This window comes from Treponema sp. C6A8, from assembly GCF_000619925.1.
Taxonomy (GTDB): domain Bacteria; phylum Spirochaetota; class Spirochaetia; order Treponematales; family Treponemataceae; genus Treponema_D.
Genome location: NZ_JHVB01000008.1, coordinates 93,390 through 116,822, shown reverse-complemented (window position 1 = coordinate 116,822; position 23,433 = coordinate 93,390). Strand labels below are relative to the sequence as shown.

General features: G+C 42.1%; 16 protein-coding genes. 11 read left to right on the top strand and 5 right to left on the bottom strand.

Going from position 1 to position 23,433, the window contains the following annotated elements:
* Positions 1 to 102: 102 nt before the first annotated feature.
* Positions 103 to 1,053, bottom strand: coding sequence for a ParB/RepB/Spo0J family partition protein (locus T530_RS0108245; protein ID WP_027728601.1), 951 nt, complete (start codon positions 1,051 to 1,053; stop codon positions 103 to 105).
* Positions 1,046 to 1,801, bottom strand: coding sequence for a ParA family protein (locus tag T530_RS0108240; RefSeq protein WP_027728600.1), 756 nt, complete (start codon positions 1,799 to 1,801; stop codon positions 1,046 to 1,048). Before T530_RS0108240 ends, T530_RS0108245 begins: the two co-directional genes overlap by 8 nt.
* 34 nt (positions 1,802 to 1,835) lie before the next feature.
* Here T530_RS0108240 and T530_RS0108235 point away from each other — a divergent pair, with 34 nt between their 5' ends.
* Positions 1,836 to 2,996 carry an SAM-dependent methyltransferase gene (locus T530_RS0108235; RefSeq protein ID WP_027728599.1) on the top strand — a complete coding sequence of 387 codons (1,161 nt, stop codon included), beginning with the start codon at positions 1,836 to 1,838 and terminating at the stop codon, positions 2,994 to 2,996.
* Between the two features lie 49 nt (positions 2,997 to 3,045).
* Here the strand turns inward: T530_RS0108235 and miaB are convergent, their stop codons facing one another.
* Positions 3,046 to 4,425 (bottom strand): tRNA (N6-isopentenyl adenosine(37)-C2)-methylthiotransferase MiaB, encoded by a 1,380-nt coding sequence (gene miaB, locus T530_RS0108230; protein WP_027728598.1) that lies wholly within the window; start codon positions 4,423 to 4,425, stop codon positions 3,046 to 3,048.
* Positions 4,426 to 4,669: 244 nt separating this feature from the next.
* Here miaB and T530_RS0108225 point away from each other — a divergent pair, with 244 nt between their 5' ends.
* The 7 genes from T530_RS0108225 to pflB all read left to right on the top strand — a co-directional run bounded on the left by T530_RS0108225 (position 4,670) and on the right by pflB (position 16,414).
* Positions 4,670 to 5,869 carry a maltose ABC transporter substrate-binding protein gene (locus T530_RS0108225; RefSeq protein ID WP_027728597.1) on the top strand — a complete coding sequence of 400 codons (1,200 nt, stop codon included), beginning with the start codon at positions 4,670 to 4,672 and terminating at the stop codon, positions 5,867 to 5,869.
* A 101-nt stretch (positions 5,870 to 5,970) separates the two neighbouring features.
* Positions 5,971 to 7,299: a carbohydrate ABC transporter permease gene (locus T530_RS0108220; protein ID WP_027728596.1), complete on the top strand. Its 1,329-nt coding sequence runs from the start codon at positions 5,971 to 5,973 to the stop codon at positions 7,297 to 7,299.
* Positions 7,299 to 8,147, top strand: coding sequence for a sugar ABC transporter permease (locus tag T530_RS0108215; protein WP_027728595.1), 849 nt, complete (start codon positions 7,299 to 7,301; stop codon positions 8,145 to 8,147). The genes T530_RS0108220 and T530_RS0108215 overlap by 1 nt, the downstream gene beginning before the upstream one ends.
* 49 nt (positions 8,148 to 8,196) lie before the next feature.
* Complete coding sequence (locus T530_RS0108210) at positions 8,197 to 10,347, top strand: beta-galactosidase (protein ID WP_027728594.1); 2,151 nt, start codon at positions 8,197 to 8,199, stop codon at positions 10,345 to 10,347.
* A gap of 28 nt (positions 10,348 to 10,375) precedes the next feature.
* Positions 10,376 to 12,334, top strand: coding sequence for a long-chain fatty acid--CoA ligase (locus T530_RS0108205; RefSeq protein ID WP_027728593.1), 1,959 nt, complete (start codon positions 10,376 to 10,378; stop codon positions 12,332 to 12,334).
* 61 nt (positions 12,335 to 12,395) lie between these two features.
* Positions 12,396 to 13,817 (top strand): MBL fold metallo-hydrolase RNA specificity domain-containing protein, encoded by a 1,422-nt coding sequence (locus T530_RS0108200; protein ID WP_027728592.1) that lies wholly within the window; start codon positions 12,396 to 12,398, stop codon positions 13,815 to 13,817.
* 239 nt (positions 13,818 to 14,056) lie between these two features.
* On the top strand, positions 14,057 to 16,414 hold the full coding sequence (pflB, locus tag T530_RS0108195; protein WP_027728591.1) for a formate C-acetyltransferase: 2,358 nt from the start codon (positions 14,057 to 14,059) through the stop codon (positions 16,412 to 16,414).
* A gap of 148 nt (positions 16,415 to 16,562) precedes the next feature.
* Here pflB and T530_RS0108190 read toward each other — a convergent pair whose 3' ends face one another.
* On the bottom strand, positions 16,563 to 17,390 hold the full coding sequence (locus T530_RS0108190; protein ID WP_027728590.1) for an Mrp/NBP35 family ATP-binding protein: 828 nt from the start codon (positions 17,388 to 17,390) through the stop codon (positions 16,563 to 16,565).
* A 146-nt stretch (positions 17,391 to 17,536) separates the two neighbouring features.
* Here T530_RS0108190 and putP point away from each other — a divergent pair, with 146 nt between their 5' ends.
* Positions 17,537 to 19,093, top strand: coding sequence for a sodium/proline symporter PutP (gene putP, locus T530_RS0108185; protein WP_027728589.1), 1,557 nt, complete (start codon positions 17,537 to 17,539; stop codon positions 19,091 to 19,093).
* 246 nt (positions 19,094 to 19,339) lie between these two features.
* Positions 19,340 to 19,660: a Trp family transcriptional regulator gene (locus T530_RS0108180; RefSeq protein ID WP_027728588.1), complete on the top strand. Its 321-nt coding sequence runs from the start codon at positions 19,340 to 19,342 to the stop codon at positions 19,658 to 19,660.
* Between the two features lie 6 nt (positions 19,661 to 19,666).
* Here the strand turns inward: T530_RS0108180 and T530_RS13945 are convergent, their stop codons facing one another.
* On the bottom strand, positions 19,667 to 20,557 hold the full coding sequence (locus tag T530_RS13945) for a DUF368 domain-containing protein (RefSeq protein ID WP_038074161.1): 891 nt from the start codon (positions 20,555 to 20,557) through the stop codon (positions 19,667 to 19,669).
* 95 nt (positions 20,558 to 20,652) lie between these two features.
* Here T530_RS13945 and T530_RS0108170 point away from each other — a divergent pair, with 95 nt between their 5' ends.
* Positions 20,653 to 23,427, top strand: coding sequence for an ankyrin repeat domain-containing protein (locus tag T530_RS0108170; protein WP_027728587.1), 2,775 nt, complete (start codon positions 20,653 to 20,655; stop codon positions 23,425 to 23,427).
* Positions 23,428 to 23,433: the final 6 nt, after the last annotated feature.

The window sequence follows — 23,433 nt, the reverse complement described above, 5'->3', positions numbered from 1 at the left end:
GAGCAAGCGAAGCTTGCGGCGAGCGAAAAGCTGGCGGAGCAAATTATGGTTCCCCGCGAAAGCATTTTTTTTTAGAAGACGAAACTTTTACACTGTATTATTCTAATTGCTTTCCAGCTTCAGAATATCGCAGATGCGGTCAAAATCATTCTTAGAACTGTATTCAATTACAATGCTTCCCTTGTCGATTGTGCCGTTTAATGTAATTCCGCGCACACCAAAAAGGTTTTTAAGCTGCTGTTCGAACAATGCAACATCAGGATCCTTCTTAGAAGCCTTCTTTACTTTTTTAGTTGCGCTTGCACGACCGCCGTTGTTCAGGTTGTCTGCCATGGCTTCTGCTTCGCGAACAGAAAGACCTGATCCAAGAATCTTTCCGAACATTACGCGCATATCTGAATCAGATTTTACCATTAAAAGAGCGCGGGCGTGACCGCTGGTAATCTGACCGCTGATTAAGGCTTTCTGTATGTCTTCCGGCAGGTTCAAAAGGCGGATAGAGTTTGCAACTGTTGTGCGGGCTTTACCTACACGCTTTGCAACTTCTTCCTGAGTTAAATCACTCATTTGAACAAGGTTTCGGTAAGCCATTGCTTCTTCTATCGGGTTTAAGTCAGTTCGCTGAATGTTCTCAATAAGAGCCATTTCCAGCTTCTGCTGCTCATCAAATTTTCTAAGCTGAACAGGAACTTTTGTAAGTCCTGCAAGACGTGACGCGCGGGTTCGGCGTTCACCGGCAATAATGTAAAATTCTTTTTCGCCAGCCTGTTCAATAATGATTGGCTGCAGAATTCCGTTTACGCGGATAGATTCAGCAAGTTCATCAAGCTGTTTCTGATTAAATTCAATACGAGGCTGCTGAGGATTTGGAACTAAAAGGGCAGGGTCTATCCAAAGACCACCGTTTTCATCAACTTCAATACAGTCGGGAATATTTTTATTTGTAGAAGGCTTCGCTCCTAATCCGCCGATTGCGCTTACAGATGCAGGCGCAGATGAAGTTTCTTTTAAAAGCGCACCAAGCCCTTTTCCTAATCCACCAGATTTAGCCACGTTTAATCACCTCTTCTGCAAGTTTTTCGTAACTGCGGGCACCTACACAAGAAGGGTCGTATTTACAGATAGGAAGTCCATGAGATGGAGCTTCAGAAAGACGAACGTTGCGAGGGATGATAGTGTTGAATACAACGTCCTTAAAATAAGACTTAACCTGCATTACAACATCCTGCGCAAGACGAGTGCGTGAATCATACATGGTAAAGAAGATACCGCCGATTGTAAGCGAAGGATTGATTTCCTTCTGAACCTTTTCTACTGTCTGGAGCAAAAGTGTAATACCTTCCAAAGCAAAATATTCACACTGCATAGGAACCAGAACTGAATCAGCAGCGGCAAGACCATTCAAAGTTAAAATACCCAGAGAAGGAGGGCAGTCAATCAGAATATAATCGTAATCCGGGTTGAACTTCTGAAGAGCGTTTTTCAAGAAATATTCGCGGTTTTCCTGATCAACAAGCTCGATTGCAGCACCTGACAAATCAATTGAAGCACTGATTGCGTCAAGATTTTCAACAGGAGTGTGTTTTACAGCCTGAGCTGGTTCAACCTGACCTGCAAGAAGTTCGTAAACTGTAGGTTTGTCTTTAGAAACTCCTACACCGCTCGACATGTTACCCTGAGAGTCAAAGTCAACAAGAAGAACTTTTTTTCCGGCAAGAGCAATATAAGCCCCGATGTTTATGGCAGAAGTTGTTTTTCCAACTCCACCTTTCTGATTTACAAAAACAATAGTCTTAGCCATAGAATTATTATATCATTTTTAATAAACTTGTGAAATGCTAATATCAGCCACTTTATCAAAACCGTCAAAAAATATAGAAGAAACTTTAGGAAAGCCTTACAACAAGGTAAAAATTACTGCCCAGTCGGGGGCAGAAGGAACAACCTATTTCTGCGAATTCTTTACGGAAAAACAGGTTTTTCATAAACATTTTAGTGAGACAGAAGCTGAAGAATTTATAGCTGAGCACGCGGGAAAAACTTTTAAATCCTGTGTAAAGAGAACTGAATCTCAGGAAATTACGATTCTTGCAAACAAAAAAGGAAAGATTACAACCCTTACAAAAAATACTGCAATAAAAATGACGCCTGCTAAGAGTGCGGAAAATTCCGGCAGCGCAAAAAAGAAAAATTATCTTTTGCCTGAAGGCAGGCCTGTTCCCTTCCTTGAACTTTTGGGAATTATGAATGCCCAGGGAAAGGTCATTGCTGCTAAATACGACAAGTTCCGCCAGATAAACCGCTTTCTGGAATTCGTTGATGATGTTTTAGACGAAGTGATGGCTCAGAAAAAGGACGGTTCGCCAGTTCGCATTGCAGATTTTGGCTGCGGAAAATCATACCTCACTTTTGCAGTGCATTACCTTTTGACTCAGGTTCGCCATATTCCCTGCGATATTGAAGGTCTGGACTTAAAAAAGGATGTAATTGATTACTGTAATCAGATTACAAAAAAGCTTGGACTTGAAAATCTGATTTTCCATACAGGAAATATTTCTGATTATTCGGGTAAAAACGCCCCGGACATTGTAATTACTCTCCACGCCTGCGATACTGCAACAGATTTTGCCCTTGGGTACGCCTGCCAGCGTGGCGCCAAAGCAATTTTAAGCGTGCCCTGCTGTCAGCATCAGATAAATACCCAGTTGCAGAATCTTTCTGCGGACAAAAAGACTGCCCTTAAAGAAAGTGATTTTGCGCCTTTGCTGAAATACGGCCTTGTTCGTGAACGTTTTTCTGCCTTGTTGACTGATGCACTCCGCGGCGAGTGGCTGGAGGTACAAGGATACTGTGTTCAGCTTATGGAATTTATTGATATTGAGCACACGCCAAAGAATATTTTGATTAGGGCGGTGAAGAAAGGAGCTGCCCGCGAACAAAGCGCCCCTAAGATTGTAGAATCGCTTGGTATCGCGCCGGAGATTTTTAGGTTCTAGGTGTTAGGTACTAGAGTTTTTTCCGCACCTATAACCTATAACCTATAACCTAACACCTGTCTATGATACCACGGAATGTGTTGCCACTGAGTTCGGTGATTTTTACGTCAACAAACTTACCGATAAGGCTCTTTTCAGCCTTAAATGCCACCTTTTCGTGCTGTTCGGTCTGGCCAAGAAGTTCTGTCTTGTCGTCGCGGCTGATGCTTTCTACGAGGACCTTCATTACACTGCCAACTCGTTTGATCATCTGCTCGTGGGTGTGTTCAAGTTGCAAATCGATTACCCTTTGCAGGCGGTCTTTGCGAACCTGTTCCGGAAGCTGTTCCATTTTTGCAGCTGGAGTTCCTTCGCGGGGATTGTAGTAGTACATCATGGCGCTTTCGTATTTTACCTGACGCATTAAGTCCAGAGTATCTTCTACGTCCTGCTCGGTTTCGCCCGGGAAGCCCATCATAATGTCTGTGGTGAGGGAAACATCCGGGATGCGGGCCTTAATTCTGCTTACCAGGTCCAGATACTGCTCGCGGGTGTAGCGGCGGTTCATTGCCTTAAGAACGGCAGTAGAGCCGTGCTGAACAGGCAGGTGAATGTGGCGGCAGATAACGTCTTCCTTTGCGATAACGTCGATTACATCGTCGGTAAAATCCTTTGGATGTGATGACATAAAGCGAACCCACTGAATGCCCGATTTTGTTTCGCGCAGGTGGTCTGCAATAAGCTGAAGGAGCCCGGCGAAGTTGGTGTCATTATCCTGATATGAATTTACATTCTGACCGATAAGCGTAATTTCCTTTACGCCATAGCCGTTCAAAATGTCCAGCTCGCGCAAAATCTCGCAGACCGGACGGCTGATTTCCCGACCGCGAACGTAAGGGACGATGCAGTAAGTACAGAAATTGTTGCAGCCGTGCATAATCGGTACAAAAGTGCTGAAGGCGCCGGGCTCTGCGGAAACGCTTGCAAATTTGTAAAGCTCGCTGTCGTCAACTTCAAAAGGCTTGCGGCCTTCTTCCACAGCTGTAATAATTTCTGAAAAATGATGCTTTGCGTAAGTTCCAACGACGTAATCAATAAAAGGGTAATCTTTCTGGAAGGTTTTCAAAAGGCGCTCTGCCATGCAGCCCATTACGACGATTGTAAGAGGTTTTGCGCCGTCCCTAACGTATTCTACGGCTTCGTCCAGCATTTTTGTTTTTGCGCCAAGCTTTTTGGCACGAACAGCCTTAAGTCCGTTGAACCAGCCAAGGCGGCCCATAATGCGGTTTTCGGCGGTTTCGCGTACTGAACAGGTGTTGATGATTGCCATGTCTGCAACCTGCGCTGATTTTGCCACTGTCCAGCCACGGGCGATTAAAAGCTGTTCTACGGCTGCCGATTCTGCAATGTTCATTTCGCAGCCGTATGTTTCAAAAAAATATGTCTTCATGTAAGGGGCATTTTACATCATATTCTGATTATTTGATAGCACATATAAAAATTTATGTAATTTTGAAAATTTTAGTTTACCGCTTAACTAAACCGTGATAGAATACTATAAGCTAAAAAAGCATTGTTTTTGAGTAAAATAAAAATTGACACGTGTTGATTAACATTGTATGATATTTTTAGAACTAAAAAAAAATGCTAATTTTGGGCAAATGCCCGACTTGTTCTAAAATAGGAGGATTTTTATGAACAAAAAGATTTGGGGAGCAGCTGCTTGCCTTGCAGTTGCTGGATTGGCTTTCACATCTTGTGGCGCAAAGAAAGCTTCTGGTAAAAAAGTAGAACTTACTGTTTGGGAATCTACAAACGGTCCTGACGAGTTCATCAGACAGGCTGGAGAAGCTTTCAATAAGAAGAACCCTAACGTTACAGTAAAATTTGTAAACGTTGAACTTGGTGATGCAGTTACTCAGATTGCACTTGACGGACCTGCTGGAGTAGGACCTGATTTGTTTGCAGCTCCACACGACAGACTTGGTACTTTGGTAACTGGTGGTCACGTACTTCCAACAAAAAATCCAGATGCAGTTAAAAAGCAGGTTTTGGGTGCTTGTTCTACAGCCCTTACATACGGCGGAAAAATGTACGGTTACCCTGTTTCTGCTGAAACATATGCTCTCTTCTATAACAAGGACCTTGTTGCAGAAAAAGATGTTCCTACAACTTGGGAAGGAATTGCAGCTTTTGCAAAAGACTTCAATGCTAAGAATCCTGGAAAACAGGGCTTTGTAATGGATGTAGGAAACGCTTACTACTCAATCGTATTTACAACAGCTGAAGGAAACCGCCTCTTTGGACCTACAGGTACAGATACAACTTCTACAAACATCAACTCTGATGCTTCTGTAAAGGGTATGACTTTCTTCCAGTCTCTCAGAAAATCAATCAACATTCCTGCTGCTGACTTGAATACTTCTACTTGTGACTCTAACTTTGCTGCCGGAAATGCTGCTATGCATATTACAGGTCTCTGGAACATCAGACCATTTGAAGATGCTGGTGTAAACTTTGGTGTTAAGGCTCTTCCATCACTTCCTGGTGAAACAAAACCTTGTTCATCATTCTCTGGAACACGCGCTATGTTCGTTTCTGCTTATACAGAACATCCTGAAGAAGCAGAAGCTTTTGCTGAATTCCTTCTTACTCCAGAAATGCAGAAACTCCGCTTTGAACTTACAGGAACAGTTCCTTCTGTAAGCGTTGAAGTTTCAAGTCCTTACCTCAGCGGATTTATGGAGCAGTTGAACTACGCATTCCCAATGCCATCTATTCCTGAAATGGGATTGTACTGGGAAGCTATGAATGCCGCTTCTGTAAACATCTGGGAAGGCGCTGACATTAAAGCTGAACTTGATGCTTGTAACAAAACAATCTTGGGCAAATAATTTAGCCTGAAAATATGTGATTTCCGGGGCTGGTTTTTCCGGCTCCGGATTTTTTAGGATTTTACACAAATCCTGCTTTTAATTCTTTTTGGGGGACGCTGATGTCAAAAGAATTACCGAAAGATGGCAGTTCCGGACTTAAAATCAAAGTAACTGCATCCTTGTTTATGGGACTTTCCCATCTTATTTTTCTGCATGATTTTGTAAAAGGCATTTTTTTTGCTTTATGTGAGTTAGCTTTTATTGCATATCTGCCTAATACAATCAAAAAACTTATTAACCTTGTAACTTTAGGTACACCGCAGCATGATTTACCTATTAAACTTCGCGACAATTCTGTCTTCATGCTGATTGACGGTATTTTGATGCTGGCTATTGTTGCTATTTTTGTCATTGTTTACATTCTTTCCGTAAAAAGCGCATCAAAAGATTACAAAGAATATTGCCGAAAAGGCTATTTTGGTAATCAAAAAGAACACTTGAATACAACATTTGGAAAGTCATTCCCGATTTTTGGTCTGGCTCCAAGTTTCATTATAGTTGTAGTTTTTGTAATTGTTCCGCTCCTTTTCTCTGTCTGCGTTGCATTTACAAACTATTCCGCTCCTAATAATATTCCGCCTTCAAATACTGTGGACTGGGTTGGTTTCCAGAATTTCCACGACCTTATGGGTGGTAACGCAACCTGGTCAAAGGGTTTTGCCCGTGTTGCAGCATGGACTTTCATCTGGGCTGTGCTTTCAACCTTTACCTGCTACTTTGGCGGTTTGATTGTTGCCGTTCAGCTTAGAGAAATTAATGTAAAGATTGCTCCATATTTCCGTTTTATTTTTATTCTTCCTTATGCTGTTCCTGGCGTAGTAAGTCTTCTTGTATGGAAGAATCTTTTGAACGGAACTTTTGGTACTATTAACCGAACCCTTCAGGCTATCGGCCTTCTGGCTCCTGATAAGACAATTCCCTGGCTTGGAACTGCTACAATGGCTCAGTTTACCTGTGTACTTGTAAACCTCTGGGCTGGTTTTGGTTACTTTATGCTTCTTTCTATGGGAACCATGACTGCCATTTCTGAAGATATGTATGAAGCTGCCCGCATTGACGGCGCAAACAAGACTCAGCTTTTCAGAAAGATTACTTTGCCTCTGGTTTTGTATCAGACAATGCCTCTTATCATTATGAGTTTTGCCCACAACATCAACAACTTTGGCGCCATCTTCTTCCTTACTGGCGGTGCTCCAACAGTTTCTGATTCAACAACAACTCTTGCCGGTGGTACTGATATTTTGGTTTCATGGATTTATAAGTTGACTATAACCTTGATGAAGTACAATTATGCTTCGGTAATTGCAGTAATGATCTTTATTGTTCTTGCTCCATTTGCAATTTTCAACTTCAGAAATACAAAAGCCTATAAGGAAGGAGAAGTCTAATGAAAGAAGTTGGTAATCAGTTAACAGATAAAATTAACAAAGGTGTAATTTATTTTATTTTTGCGATTATTTCATTCCTTGTTATTTATCCGCTTGTTTATGTTGTCAGCGGTTCATTTGCACCTGGAAATAATATTGCCCAGATGAGTATCGTTCCTTTTGCAAATGGCTTTACCCTCAAGCATTTTAAGCATCTGCTCTTTAAGACAGATTACATTCACTGGTTCTTTAATACTTTGTTTATTGCTTTCTGGACTGCGGTTCTGACTGTAATTACTGCCTCTTTAAGTGCTTATGTTTTCAGCCGCTTTAAGTTTGCTTTCAAAAAATCAATGATGATGGCCCTTCTGATTCTTCAGATTTTCCCTTCTTTCGTTGGTATGATTGCAATTTACGTAATTCTTTTGCGAATTGGTGGAATGGATACTTTGTGGGGACTTGTTCTGGTTTATACTGCCGGAAATATTCCTTACAATACCTGGCTTGTAAAGAACTATATGGATACTGTTTCAAAGAACCTGGATGAAGCTGCCAGAATTGACGGCGCTTCAAACTTCAGAACTTTTGTACAGATTATCCTTCCTATTACACGCCCTATTATTACCTTCCTTGCTCTTACAAGTTTTATCGGCCCCTGGATGGACTTTATCTTCCCTAAGATGGTTCTCCGTTCGCCGGAAAAACAGACTCTTGCTCTTGGACTCTTCAGCTTTGTAACAGATAAGAAGAACGAGTTCACAACTTTTGCTTCCGGTTCGCTGATTGTCGTAATTCCGTTTGTAATCTTCTTCCTTTTTACTCAGAAAACAATGATTACAAGCTTTGGCGGCGCAGCAGTAAAAGAATAAAAATGTCATTTCCGGGCCTGGCCCGGAAATCTTAACACAGGATTAATTTATGAACGCATTCTCATTTGATGAAAGGTCGCTTTTCCGTAATGGAAAACGCTGGTTCCCGGTTATGGGAGAAATTCACTATTCGCGCTATCCGCACGAGTACTGGCGCGAGTCTCTGAACAAGATGAAAGCCGGCGGAGTTGATATTGTTTCGGCTTATACAATCTGGATTCATCACGAAGAAATTGAAGGTCAGTATGATTTTACCGGCGACCGCAATTTGAAGGGCTTTTTACAGGCCTGCCGCGACTGTGACGTAAAGCTGTTGCTTAGAATTGGTCCCTGGAGCCATGCAGAGGCCCGCAACGGCGGCTTCCCAGACTGGCTTTTGAAAAAAGATTTTCCTTTGCGTGAAAACGACGAGCGTTATTTTGAAATTGTCCGCAAATGGTATGAAAGACTTTACCAGGAAAGCAAGGATTTTCTCTGCAAGCCTGAAAAGGACGACAATATAATTATTGGCGTGCAGATTGAAAATGAGTACGGGCACTGCGGCGGTCTCAGCGACGAAAGCGGTGACGAACATATGAAACGCCTTCAGCTGATTGCAAAAGAAGTCGGCTTTAACGTGCCTTTGTATACTGCAACCGGCTGGGGTGGGGCAAGAACAGGTGGTATGCTTCCTGTAATGGGCGGCTACTGCGATGCGCCATGGGATCAGCGGGTTACAAAAATTGAGCCTAGCGGAAACTTTGTATTTACTTACGAGCGTAATGATCACAATATCGGAAGTGACCACGGCTTAGGCTATGGAATTACTTTTGATGCTTCTAAGTTCCCTTATCTTACTGCAGAACTTGGCGGCGGACTTCAGGTAACTGCCCACAGACGTACAATTGCCCGTTCAGAAGATGTAGGTGCAATGACTCTTTCTAAAATGGGAAGCGGCTGTAATCTTCTGGGATATTATATGTACCACGGCGGTACAAACCCTGACGGAAAGCTTACAACCCTGCAGGAAAGCAAGGCTACCGGCTATCTCAATGACTTACCGGAAAAGAACTATGACTTCCGCGCTCCTATCCGTGAATATGGTCAGATGAGCGACACTTTGCGTGAAATAAAACTTTATGCAAGTTTTGTTCACGATTTTGGCGAAGAATTCTGTGCTCTTGCTGCTGATATTCCTTCTGATAATCCTATTCAGCCGGATAACACAAAAGATTTGCGCTATTCCTTCCGTACAGACGGTAAAAAGGGCTATCTTTTTGTAAATAATTATGTCCGCCTTTATGATATGACTGAACACAAGGCTTGCAAGATTAAGGCTCCAGACGGAAGTGAATTCCCTGCATTTGATGTTGCAAATAAGGATTACTTCTTCCTTCCATTTAATATGGAATTTGGCGGAGTGAAGGTTCGAACTGCAATGGTAAGTCCTCTTTGCAAGCTTGCAGACGGCCTAACAGTTTTCTATGTCCGCAAAAATCAGAAGGCTGGCAAGAATTTCTTCCAGTTTGAAAATGCCGCAGACAGCTCTAAGGCAAAATATCTTGTTTTGAGCCGAGAAGATGCCTTGAACTCATGGAAACTTGCAGACGGCAGCCTGCTTATTACTGAAGGCGGAGTTTTCACTGATGAAAAGGGAAAAGTTCATGTAGTCAGCGAGGGCAAAGTAAAAGTTTACGCTTACCCTGAACTTAAGAAGATTCCTGAAGGCTTTAAGAAAACTGGCATCGTCAACAAGAACCTTGCAGAAGATTTGCCTGCTGTAGAATTTGCCTGCTACGAACGCGAGGCAGAAAAGTTCAGTGCAAATATTATCGTAAAGGAAAAGGAAAGTTCTTCTGACAAAACTCTTTACAGCATTGATGCTTTGGCTGCTGTAAATCAGCTTAAGAAAAATGGCTCCGGCGACTGCTTTGTAAAACTTAACTATCTTGGTGACAAAGCCCGTCTTTACGGTCTTGTTGACGGCAAGAAAATGCTGCTTGATGATCACTTCTTTATGGATGCTAAACTCAGCTGGGATATCGGTCTCAAGCGTTATGCAAAACGCAACATTGATTTTGCAAATCTTGAGCTTGAAATCTATCCTATGCAGGATTTGAAAAAGGTTTACCTTGAAGAAAGCCCGGATCTTTCCGGTGGAGACTGTAAACTTTTGTCTTATTCTCTTTCATGGGAAGAAGATTCAGTTTTAATTTGTTAAATCGCGGAGTCTGCCTTATAATTTTCTTATGAAGTTTACAAAACGCACTCTTCCTAAGAATCTGCCCTTGCTTTTAAAAACAAGGGTGGCAGAATGTCCTGATGTTTACCTTCAGGCAGCTAAAGATAAAGACGGAGCATATCAGTATTATACCTATGCTCAGTTTTATGATTTTGTAATTGCCTTTGCCCATGCCCTGCGTTCAATCGGAGTAAAACGCGGCGATAACATTGCCCTTATGTCCGATAACCGCCGCGAATGGTTTATAACCGATTACGCGATTCTGTGTCTGGGCGCTGCTGATGTTCCCCGTGGCTGTGATTCCATGGGAACTGAAATGCGTTTTATCACTTCCTTTGCCGACTGTGCTTATGGCGTTTTTGAAAATGAAAAACAGCTGGGAAAAATCCTTGAAAAAATAGAAGAAGTGCCTCTCTTAAAAACTGTAATTTTGTTTGACCCTATGAGTCAGGAAGGAGAGGCTCGTGCCGCTCAGGCAGGTCTTAAGGTATTTTACTTTGAAGACTTGATGAAAAAAGGTCTTGAGATTGTTGCAGAAAATCCGGATGCAAAAAAAGCTGAAATTGAAGCTGAAATGGAAGCAACTTCCCCTGATGATGTGGCTACGATGATTTTTACTTCTGGAACAACCGGAACTCCAAAGGGCGTTATGCTGACTCACAATAACTATATCAGTCAGCTTTCTGTAATCCATGATTTTATTACCTGTAAGCAGGGTGACTGGTGGATGACAATTCTTCCTGTATGGCATGTTTTTGAACGCCTTATTCAGTATGTTGCAGTTCATATGAAGTGCGGTCTTGCCTATTCAAAGCCGGCTGCCCCTGTTCTTCTTCCTGATATGGCAGTTATCCGCCCTCAGTGGATTTGCGGCGTTCCCCGCCTTTGGGAGGCCCTTGCATCCGGTGTTATCCGCACAATGAAAAAGACCGGCGGCGTTACCTACAAGCTCTTTAAGTTTTTTATTGCAGTCGGTTCGCTTTACGCAAAAATGCGCGACTACGTTTTTGGAAATATTCCTCAGTTTAAAAAGCGCTGCCGCTTCTTTGACGGCTTAATCGGCTTTATTCCATGGCTTGTATTATGGCCTTTCCATAAGCTTGGGGACATTCTGGTTTTCAGAAAAATCCGGGCAAAAATGGGCGGAAGAATTAATATTGCAATTTCGGGTGGCGGCGCCCTTCAAAAAGATATTGATGATTTTTACAGAGCAATCGGTTTGAATCTTCTGGAAGGCTACGGTATGAGTGAGACTGCCCCTGTAGTTTCCTTCCGTGATTACCGCCATCCTCGCCCTGGTGTTGTCGGTGTTATTTTCCCTACAATGGAGGTCCGCATTGTTGCAGAAGAAGGCGGCAATATTGTAAGCATGGAGCATCTGGGACCAGGAAGACAGGGCTTGATAGTGCTGCGTTCGCCTCAGGTTATGAAGGGTTATTACAAGCGCCCTGACCTTACAGAAAAGGTGCTCGATCAGGCTGGCTGGCTTAATACCGGCGACCTTGGAATGATGACTCTTGATAATGAAATTAAAATTACAGGCCGCGCAAAAGATACAATCGTTCTTTTGGACGGAGAAAACGTTGAGCCTGGAATTATCGAAGCTGCAATTCTTGAAAGCAGTTATATAGAAAGCGTTATGGTTACCGGTCAGGATAAAAAATATCTTGGCGCCCTGATTGTTCCTGTAAGGGATGCTCTTATTGCCTTTGCGACAGAGAACAATCTTGCCTATACCAGCTATGAAAATCTTCTTACTCTGCCTGAAATTATTGAGCTTATTCAGGGCGTTATCAATGAAAAGATTACAGCTGCTAACGGTTTCCGTTTGTGCGAAAAAATCTACAAATTCAAGCTGCTTCCAAAATCATTTGAAGCGGGCGTAGAACTGAGTGCCAAGCTGGAAATGATGCGCTTCAGGATTGCTGAAATCTACAAGGCTGAAATTGCCGCCCTGTTTGAATAAAATTTGCCCGCTGCGAATTTGAGCATTATAATAGAATAAACTGCATCAAAGGAGGTTCTTTATGACTATTAAATCTTTTTCACTTGGAGCAGCAGAAGAAGTTACCGGCTCTAAACATATACTTCAGCTTGATGACCGTTACATTATGATTGACTGCGGAGCTTTTCAGGGTAAACGTAAGGAATCTGATGAAAAGAACCGTAATTTTGATTTTGATGTAGATGATCTTGATGCCGTTATTTTAACTCACGGACATTTTGACCACTGTGGTCTTCTTCCGGTTCTTGCAAAAAGAGGTTATGAGGGAAATATTTATGCAACCCCTGCCACCCGCGATATTGCAAATCTTGTATTGATGGATTCTGCCCGTATTCAGGCCCGCGATGCTGAGTTCCTTGCAAAGCAGGCAGCTAAAAAAGGCGAAAAATTCAAATGGAAGCCTCTTTATAGTGAAGAGGATTGTGTTGCAGTTGCCAACCAGATTGTTGGTATTTCCTACAATCGAAAAATGCCGGTTGCCCCTGGTGTTCAGCTGGAATTCTTTGATGCAGGACACATTCTTGGTTCTGCCTTTGCAAGTGTCACCGTAAATCCTGACCGTAAAAATCCGGAAAAGGAAACCCGTATTCTTTACACAGGTGATATAGGACGCAAGTGCAAGCCGATTATCAGAAATCCTGCCCTTGACATGCCAGCTCCTGATTATATTTTTATGGAAACTACCTACGGAAATAAGCTTCATCAGGATCATGATATTGCCATGAAGGAGCTTATCCGCGTGGTACGCGAATCCTGCCAGCGTAAGGGAAAGATCATAATTCCTTCTTTTGCAATTGAGCGTGCTCAGGAGCTTGTTTACTATTTGCACCGCCTTATTGAACAGAAAAAGATTCCTCATGTGCCTATTTATGTGGATTCTCCTATGGCAGTTAATGCAACAAGCGTTTTCCGCGTTCACCCTGAATGTTATGATGAAAGCGTAAACGAAGCCTTCCTCAAGCATCATAAAAATCCTTTTGGATTTGGAGATTTGACTTATACTACCAGCATTGAAGAGTCAAAGGCCCTGAATAAAAAAGAAGGCCCTATGATTATCATAACTGCCGACGGAATGTGCGAAGCAGGACGTGTCCTTTACCACCTTGCCAACGATATTTCAAATCCGCGAAATACAGTAATGATTGTCGGCTACATGGCAGAAAATACTCTCGGCCGCAAAATCCGTGACGGCGCAGAAGAAGTTATGATTCTTGGTGATAAGTATCAGGTAAAAGCTAAGGTTGAACTTATGAATGCCTTCTCAGCCCATGCCGACTACGGTGAAATGACTGAGTGGCTGAAAGGTATAGATACCAGCCGTCTCAAAAAGATTTTCCTGGTACACGGAGAAAAAGATGCACAGGAGTTTTTCCAGAATCACCTGCACGAAAACGGCTTCCCGAACGTGGAAATAGTAAAGGCGGAAGAGAGATATACACTGTAAAAACGGGGCGTTGCGGGGTGTCCCCGCAGAGAGGGGAGACCGCAACGAAGTGCGGCCGCAGGGAGAGACTTCTCCCTCCTTTAATCGCTTGATATATAGTGTTAAAAGTATTAATATGTACATGAATGACGCTAGGGAAAGTTTTTCCGCGTATTTTGTATTTTCACGGGAAAGTATAAAATTGGGCGCCAGTTTGTAAATATATCTTCCGGTAAAGTTACCGGTGAAAAGAGGTTTATATGACTTTAAGACCAGAATGGGAAGGATTCAAGGGACGTCTTTGGACAGAAGAAGTAAACGTTCGTGACTTTATTCAGAATAACTACACACCTTATGATGGTGATGAAAAATTCCTGGCAGGCCCTACAAAGGCTACAGAAAAACTTTTTGATGAACTTCAGAAACTTCAGAAAGAAGAACACAACAAGGTTTCTATCGGTAAAGATGGAAAGAAGAGAACTGGTGTTCTTGACCTTGAAACAAAAGTTGTAACAGGTCTTACAGCTTACGGTGCTGCATATATTTGTCCGGAAGGAAAAGAACTTGAAAAGGTAGTAGGTCTTCAGACTGATAAACCTTTGAAGAGAGCTTTCATGCCTTACGGTGGAATTAACATGGCTGTACAGTCTTGTGAGATGTACGGTTATGAAGTAGATCCAGAACTTAAGAAGATCTTCACAGAATATCACAAAACACATAACCAGGGTGTATTTGATATCTACACTCCAGAGCACCGCGCAGTTCGCTCTGCTCACATTTTGACAGGTTTGCCTGATACATACGGTCGTGGACGTATCGTTGGTGACTACCGCCGTGTAGCTCTTTACGGTATTGACCAGCTTATCAAATACAAGCAGGAAGACTTTGCTAACATCGGTGATGGCACAATGAGCGAAGACGTTTGCCGTCTCCGTGAAGAAGTAACAGACCAGATTAATGCTCTTAAAGGCATGAAAGAAATGGCTGCTGCTTACGGTTATGATATTTCTAAACCTGCTTCTAACGCACGCGAAGCTGTACAGTGGCTTTACTTTGGTTACCTTGCAGCAATCAAGACTCAGAACGGTGCTGCTATGTCTGTTGGTCGTGTATCAACATTCCTCGACATCTACATCAGCCGCGATATGGCTGCCGGAAAACTTACAGAAGAAGAAGCACAGGAACTCATTGACCACCTGGTAATGAAGCTCCGCATGGTACGCTTTGCTCGTATCGAATCTTACAACCAGCTCTTCTCTGGTGACCCAATCTGGGCTACTCTTGAAGTTGGTGGACTTGGACAGGATGGACGCTCACAGGTTACAAAGAACGACTTCCGCTTCCTCCACACACTGGAAAACATGGGACCTTCTCCAGAGCCTAACCTGACAATCCTTTACTCTAAGAGACTGCCAGAATCATTCCGCAAATACTGTGCTAAGATTTCTATTGATACATCTTCAGTTCAGTACGAAAACGATGATGTTATGCGCCCAATCTGGGGTGATGACTACTCAATCTGCTGCTGTGTATCAGCAACACAGACTGGTAAGGAAATGCAGTTCTTCGGTGCCCGCGCTAACCTTGCAAAAGCTTTGCTTTACGCTTTCAACGGTGGTAAAGATGAAGGTCTTAAGAAGGGTATGCAGATTGGTCCAGAATATGCTCCAATCACAGCAGACGTTATTGATGCTTCTAACTACAAAGAAGTTGAAAAGAAATACCTTGCAATGCTCGAATGGCTTGCTGACGTTTATGTAAACGTATTGAACGCAATCCACTACATGCACGACAAATACTACTACGAAGCAGCTGAACTTGCTTTGGAAGATACAGATATCAAACGTACATTCGCTACTGGTATCGCAGGCTTCTCTCACGTAGTTGACTCACTTTCTGCTATGAAATATGCAAAAGTTAAGGTTAACCGTGAACAGGTAGAAGTTAAAGACAAGGCTGGAAACGTAATTGATCACGTAACACTTGTAAAAGACTTCACAGTTGAAGGTGACTTCCCACGCTATGGTCAGGATGATGACCGCGCTGACGAAATCGCTGTATGGCTTTTGAAGACATTTGTTGGAATGATTAAACGTCACCCAACATACCGCAACTCTGAGCCTACAACATCTATCCTTACAATTACTTCTAACGTTGTATACGGTAAGGCTACAGGTGCTCTTCCTAACGGACGCCCAGCTGGTGCTCCATTCTCACCAGGTGCTAACCCATCTTACGGTGCAGAAACAAAGGGTCTTATCAAGTCTTTGAACTCTGTTGCAAAGCTTCCATACCACTACGCTTTGGACGGTATTTCAAATACACAGACTATCAACCCATCTGCTTTGGGACACGATAAGGCTGAACAGGTTGAAAACCTTGTAAACGTTCTTGACGGTTACTTTGATATGGGACCAGATTCTGGTCACACAGGTGCTCACCACTTGAACGTAAACGTATTCGGTGTTGAAAAACTTAAGGACTGCCAGGCACACCCAGAAAAACCTGAGTATGCTAACTTCACAGTTCGTGTATCTGGATACGCTGTACGCTTCATCAACCTTACAAAAGAGCAGCAGGACGACGTTATCGCTCGTACTTGCCATGCATCACTTTAGTGATGCATGGGTAAGCTAAGTTTGCGTAAGCAAACTTAGCGACTCACGCTAAGCCTCTAGTAAGTGATAATCCGGCGGTTTCCGCCGGAAACAAAAAAAGGCTGATTTACAAAAGTAAATCAGCCTTTTTTATTGCTTTAATAGCTTTTTATTTCAACAAGCTTTCAACTTTAGCAGCGGCGTCCGAAAGTTCCGGACTAACCAGGCTTTCAATATCGCCTGCATCTACTGCCTGCGAAACTTTTTCTTCCATTGGAAGGCGGGCAAGAACAGGAAGATTGAATTCCTGAGCGATCTTATCAATATTTGATTTTCCAAATACTGTAATTTCTTTTCCGCAGTCAGGGCATTTTACATAGCTCATGTTTTCTACAAGTCCCAGAATAGGGACCTTCATCATGTTTGCCATGTTTACAGCTTTTTCTACGATTACGCGAACCAGCTGCTGTGGAGAAGAAACTACGATAATGCCGTCTACAGGAAGAGACTGGAAAACTGTAAGAGGAACATCGCCAGTTCCCGGCGGCATATCTACGAACATAAAATCTACGTCCTTCCAGATAACGTCTGTCCAGAACTGCTTTACGGCGCCTGCAATTACAGGACCGCGCCAGATAACAGGATCAGTTTCATTTGCAAGAAGGAAGTTCATGCTCATAAGCTGAATTCCAGAGTCTGTAACAACCGGGTGGAGTGCGTCTTCACCTTCTACGGCTTCTGCGCGCTTGTCACCAAGACCAAAGCTTTCAGGAATAGAAGGACCTGTGATATCAGCATCAAGAATTGCTGTCTTAAATCCGTCTTTATTTACGCGGCTTGCAAGAAGGCTTGTTACCAGAGATTTTCCAACTCCGCCTTTACCGCTTACAATACCAATTACTTTTTTGACGCTGCTTCCCTTATGAAGATTTACGTGAAAGTCACGTTTTTCGCATTTTTCACTGCAGGAATTGCAGTCGTGGCTACATTCGCTCATTATAAAAACCTCGAATATAAAAATCTTCTATTAATATAATAAGAAATGCAGATAAATGGAAGAAAAAAAATGAGAAAGCATTTTATTGCATTTTTATACGTTAATTTTGTATAATCATACAAATTATATTAATAAAAGGTGTGATTATGACTCCTCAATTTATTGCAAAAAATCTTGCATTTATCATTTACCTGGGTTTGATGATTTACATCGGTTTGCGCTATGCAAACAGAAACTCAAGTTCTTCTGACTTCTTTTTGGGCGGAAGAAAGGTTGGACCTTGGGTAACAGCTTTGAGTGCAGAGGCATCTGACTCTTCTGCATGGCTTTTGATGGGTTTGCCAGGACTCTGCTATCTTGGTGGTGTTAAAGAAACATTCTGGACTGCGCTTGGTCTGATTGTCGGTACTTATCTGAACTGGCTTTTTGTTGCAAAACCTTTGCGCAAGTGTTCTATTTCATTTGGTGATTCAATTACAATTCCGGAATTCCTTTCTAACCGTTTTAAGGATAGAACTCACATTCTTTCTATTGTATCAGTTTTCTTCATTGTTCTTTTCTTTACTATTTATACAGCTTCTGGTTTTGTTGCATGCGCAAAACTCTTTAATTCTGTATTTGGTATTCCTTATCACGCAGGTCTTGCAATCGGTCTTGTAGTAATTCTTTGTTACACAATTACAGGTGGTTATACAGCCGTTTGTACAACTGACTTTATTCAGGGAACTTTGATTTTTGTTGCTTTTGTTGTTTCTTCAGTTATTGCTGTAATTGCTTTGGGTGGCCCGGCTTCTGCTTATCAGGCTGTTCAGAACTTTGACGCTGCAGCTCTTGCAGGAACTTTTGGCGATAAATTACGCACTGCGTTTGCAGCAAATGCTTCTTTCTCTTTGAAATCAATTATTTCTGCTCTTGCATGGGGCCTGGGATACTTTGGTATGCCACATATCATCGTTCGTTTTATGGGAATCCGTTCAAATGCAGAAGTAAAAAAAGCCCGCCGCATTGGTACTGTATGGATGATTATTTCTTATGTGGGAACTTTCCTTATCGGTACTTTGGGAACTGCATATCTTTTGAACCACGGAACAATCCTTGGCGCTGAATCCTGGGCTACAATTGAAGGTGTTTCAACTTTTGGTGATGCAGAAACTGTATTCAGTATGACAATGCAGAATATGTATCCTGCATTCATTGCCGGAATCTTCCTCTGCGCAATTCTTGCAGCTTCTATGTCTACTGCTGACTCTCAGCTTCTTGCAGCTTCAAGTGCCGTTAGCCAGGATATTTACAAGGGTCTTGTAAAGAAGGATGCTGATGAAAAAGACGTTTTGAATATCAGCCGCTTTACTGTATTCATTATTGCTTTGATAGCTCTTTTCCTTTCAATGAATCCTAATTCTTCTATTTTTGGTCTTGTATCTTTTGCCTGGTCAGGATTTGGTGGAACCTTTGGACCTCTGGTTCTGCTGGCTCTCTACTGGAAGGGAACTACAGCCCGCGGTGCAATCTGCGGTCTTATTCTTGGCGGTGTAACTGACGTATTCTGGCATTATATGAGAGGCGGAATCTTTGATTTGTATGAAATCGTTCCTGCTTTTGTTGTATGTCTGGTAGCAACAGTTGTAGTAAGTCTTTTTGATACTAAAAAAGATCCTGAAATGCTTGCAGACTTTGCTAAATACAAGGCTATGGAAGACTAGGTCTTAATACAAATATATGCAGTTTCGTGCGGTAAAATTGACTTCCGGTCGTGGAGCATGAGCCAAAACCGCGCGATATCGCGCTACACGCTGATTGTTGCAAAGAAACCATATACTTGACCGCTCTCGCGGTCACAACAATCAGAGTGTTTTTGCCCCACGCTCCACTCCCTCGCGTCAATTTTACTTACAAATCTGTTTTAAGTTTTTATTGAACCCTTACATCTTCCATAGTATAATGTACTTGTGAATAGTAACGAAGTTGAGAAAGAAAATACTGATGAAGTAATTGATCAGACAGTAAAAGAGCTCTGCCACATTCTTAAACAGGCAGAGGACGAGCAGTTTATTTATGAATTTTTTAAATGCCTTTTTACTCCGCCGGAGCTGAAGGATTTTGCTAACCGCTGGCTTTTGGTAAAGGAACTGGATAAGGGAACTACCCAGCGCGAAATTGCAAAGAAATTCGGAATGTCTTTGTGTAAAATTACGCGCGGGTCTAAAGAACTTGCCAAAGAGGGCAGTGCCTTCCGAAAAATCTTAGATTTTCAGCAGGCACATAAATAAGATTAATTATTTTCCTTCGGGAGAAAGCTTACCGCTGAAGTAAGCCATACAGGCTCCCAAAATTACGCAGAGTACGCATGCTACAGCCTGTCCTGCATTTTCAATTCCACCAAAGCCGGGGAAAAGGTTTACAGCTGATCCCAAAAGAAGTCCAAAGATTACACCGTAAGTGTGGTTTGGAGCCTTTTTCAAAAGCCATGCTACAAGTTTAGCGCCACAGATAAGTCCGAGTAAAACTCCGATTCCGTTTGGCAACAGCAGGAAGAGGGCGTGGAAGAATTCGCTTGGAACAAAGAGGGCCGGGATGCTCTTCATAACGATTGTGTAAACTCCCAAAATCAGCATCAAAAGAGAACCTGAAATGCCAGGAATTACCATTGCAATTGCCCCGATATATCCTGCAATAAAGATTCTCATTGCAAGCTTGAAGGTAAGTTCCGGGAGGGCAGAAGACATGTCAGGAGTAACTCCGTCTACAGTTCCTTCCAGATAAGAGAAGTACAAAAGCGCTGCAAGGCCGGCGGCGGCACAGATGATAATTCCGATTGTTTTTCCAAGTGAAAGCTTGTTTTCTTCGCTCTGTTTGAAGGTGCTTGAAAAAATCATTGGAAGGCTTCCGATAATCAATCCTGTAAAGAAGAAGTTTGTCTGAACAGGGAAGTTTTCGTATAAAACAGTAATCAGTTTACTGAAAAGAAGAACTCCCAGAGCCATTCCGCTCAAAAGCGGGCCAACAAAACGCTTATTTGCCCAAAGTTTTTTTACGTTGTAAGTAATTGCGTTGATAAAACGGTCGTAAATATTGAAAACTACGGCTAAAGTTCCGCCAGAAACACCTGGAATTACGTTTGCCATACCAATACAGATACCGGTTAAGAAAAGAATAATCATGTCCATTGCTTTATAATATAGAAGAAAGTGTCTTTTGACAATTAAAAACTAAACTCCTCTTCTGAAAATCCGATAAAGAAGATATAGAAGGGGAAAAATCTATGACTAAAAAGATTTTATTTGCAGTATCAATTTTGTGTTTTGGCTTTGCGGCTTGTACAACAAGTCAGGTGGCCCCAAAGCAGGAAAAGGATTCAATTTTTAATCTTCTCAAACAAAATAAATACGATGAAGTAAAATCACGCTTTCAGTTTGCTGATGATATTAATGGAGTAGATGAGGAAGGAAATACAGTTCTTCATCTTGCTGCTGCTGCCAACGAAGCAGATTTGACTTTGTATCTTTTGATAAAGGGCGCTGATCCTGAACTTAAAAATTACAATGGTGATACACCGCTCAGCCTTGCAATTAAAAGCGGCAGTGTAGAAAGCGCTGAAATAATTGTAAATCAGAATCAGGATTGTATTTTTGCCCGTGACGGTAACTCTGAAACAGCACTCAATCTTGGTCTTAAAACCAGTCCTTCATATTACGGAATTATGATTAATGAAAAGACTGGCGCTGCAAAAGACGGTGAAGATAATACTATTGTTCATCATTTTGTACTTGCTAAAAACGTTAAGGCAATTGAGGTGGCAACTGCCCTTAATCTTCCTATTGACCAGAAAAATGCCAACGGAAAAACTCCTCTTGAACTTGCTTATATGAATCTTACAGATGATGATTCTGTAACCTGTGCCGCTGACCTTATTTTGGGCGGAGCTGAAACAAACAATGAGGAATACGCTTATTTTGAAAGTGCTGTTTCTGACCGCAACTTGAACGAACGTTTTGATGACGGACAGACTCCTCTTCATATTGCGGCTATTCAAAATCATATTGCAATTGAAAAATACCTTCTTGTAAATGACGCTGACAATACTGCTCAGGACAGTTCCGGTTCTACTGCCCTTCATGAAGCTGTTCGCTATGGAAATATTGAAATTATCAAGGCCCTTCTGGATTCGGGCGCAAATGTAAATTCAAAAGACAACCTGGGAAAAACTCCTATTATGATGATTACTCCAAAGGAGAAAACTCAGGAAATCTATAATCTTTTAATCAGCTATCGCGCAGATTTGAATGAAAAGGATATGTATGGCGATACAGTTCTGCACAATGCAATTATGGTTAATTCTGATGTAGAAACTGACGCCATCCTTACTAATAACGGCGCTGACGTAAATGTCCGCAATAAGGAAGGTGTAACTCCTCTTCATATTGCAGTTCAGAAAGATCAGGTTGGAACAGCACGCCTTCTTACTGAAAACGGAGCAAATATCCACACAATGGATGCAAAAGGAAAAACTCCGCTGGTACTTGCTCTTGCAGGTTCTCAGGAAATGCTTGAAGCTGTTGTGTCTGAAAAAAATGCAATGACTCAGGATTCTGACGGAAATACACCGCTTCATATTGCCTTGATTAATGACGCGCCTCTTTCAAAAGTTCAGTATATCATCAGTCTTACAGATAATGTAAATCTTCGTAACCGCGACGGTAATTCAGCCCTCTTCCTTGCTGTAATTAAAAACCGCCAGAAGGTAGGAGAACTTCTTCTTGCAAAGAATGCTGATATTTTCTCTACAAATACAAACAATAACTCTCCGCTCAGACTTGCCTTGCGCTATCCTGCAATTCAAACCTGGCTGATTACTTCTAAAACAATTAAGGCAACTGACGGAAGCGGAAACACTGTCCTTCACTATGCTGCAGAATGGCAGTTTACAGATGCAATCAAATCTTTGACTGGAAAGGGCGCTGATATTTCTGCTAAAAACAGTAACGGAGAACCTTGTCTCTTTAATGCTGCCAGAACAAATAATCCTGCTGTAGTTCAGACTGTCTTTGACTGCGGCGGCGATATTTTTGACCGCGACAATCTTGGAAGCACAGCTGTTCACGTTGCAGTCCGCTGGGATGCGCCGGATTCAATTGATAAGCTTGTCCTTCTTGGCGCTAACGTAAATGCCCAGAACTCTTCTGGAAAAACTCCACTTTCTGAAGCAGTTGTTTCTGGAAAATATGCAATTGCCCGCAAGCTTCTTGAAGCCGGAGCAAATGCGAACGTAGGTGATTCAAACGGTGTAACTCCGCTTATTGATGCAATCAGAATTAACAATAAGGATATGGTAAAGCTTCTTCTTATTCACAATGCAAATCCTAACCTTCAGCAGGTTAATGGACAGAATGCATTCCATGAAGCAGCAATCCTTGGAGATAAGGAAATTATCACTTTAATCCGTAATGTAGGCGGAAATCCTCTTGCCCGCGATAAAAAGGATAATACTCCATTCTCTATCGTGATGAATACAAATCCGGCTTTAATCCGTGATGTGCTTGGAAACAGCTACACAATTACAGACAGTGACGGAAATTCTCCTATTCACATTGTTGTAAAGTCTAAAAAATCTGTAGCCCTTCTGCAGACTTTGATTGATTACGGTTATCCAATTGATACAAAGGATTCTGACGGTTATACAGCTTTGAACTATGCAATCGAGCATAAATATTACAATACTGCAACTCTTCTTCTTCAGAACGGCGCAGATCCTTTCCTTATGATTGATAAGAAGGGAAGAAACGGTGTGACAATTGCCCTTGAAACAAAAGATACAAAACTCTTGAATACCATCGCAAAATATGCAGGAACCTTGTGTGATATTCAGGGCAATACAATCCTTCACTATGCGGCAAAAACAAGTGATGAAGAAACTGTTAAGCTTTTGATTTCATACGGACTTGATAAAAAGATTACAAATATTTCCGGCGATACAGCTTATGATCTGGCTGTAAGATGGAAGCGTCCTGAGGTTGCGGCTGTTCTTGAAATTGAGTAAAGTGTA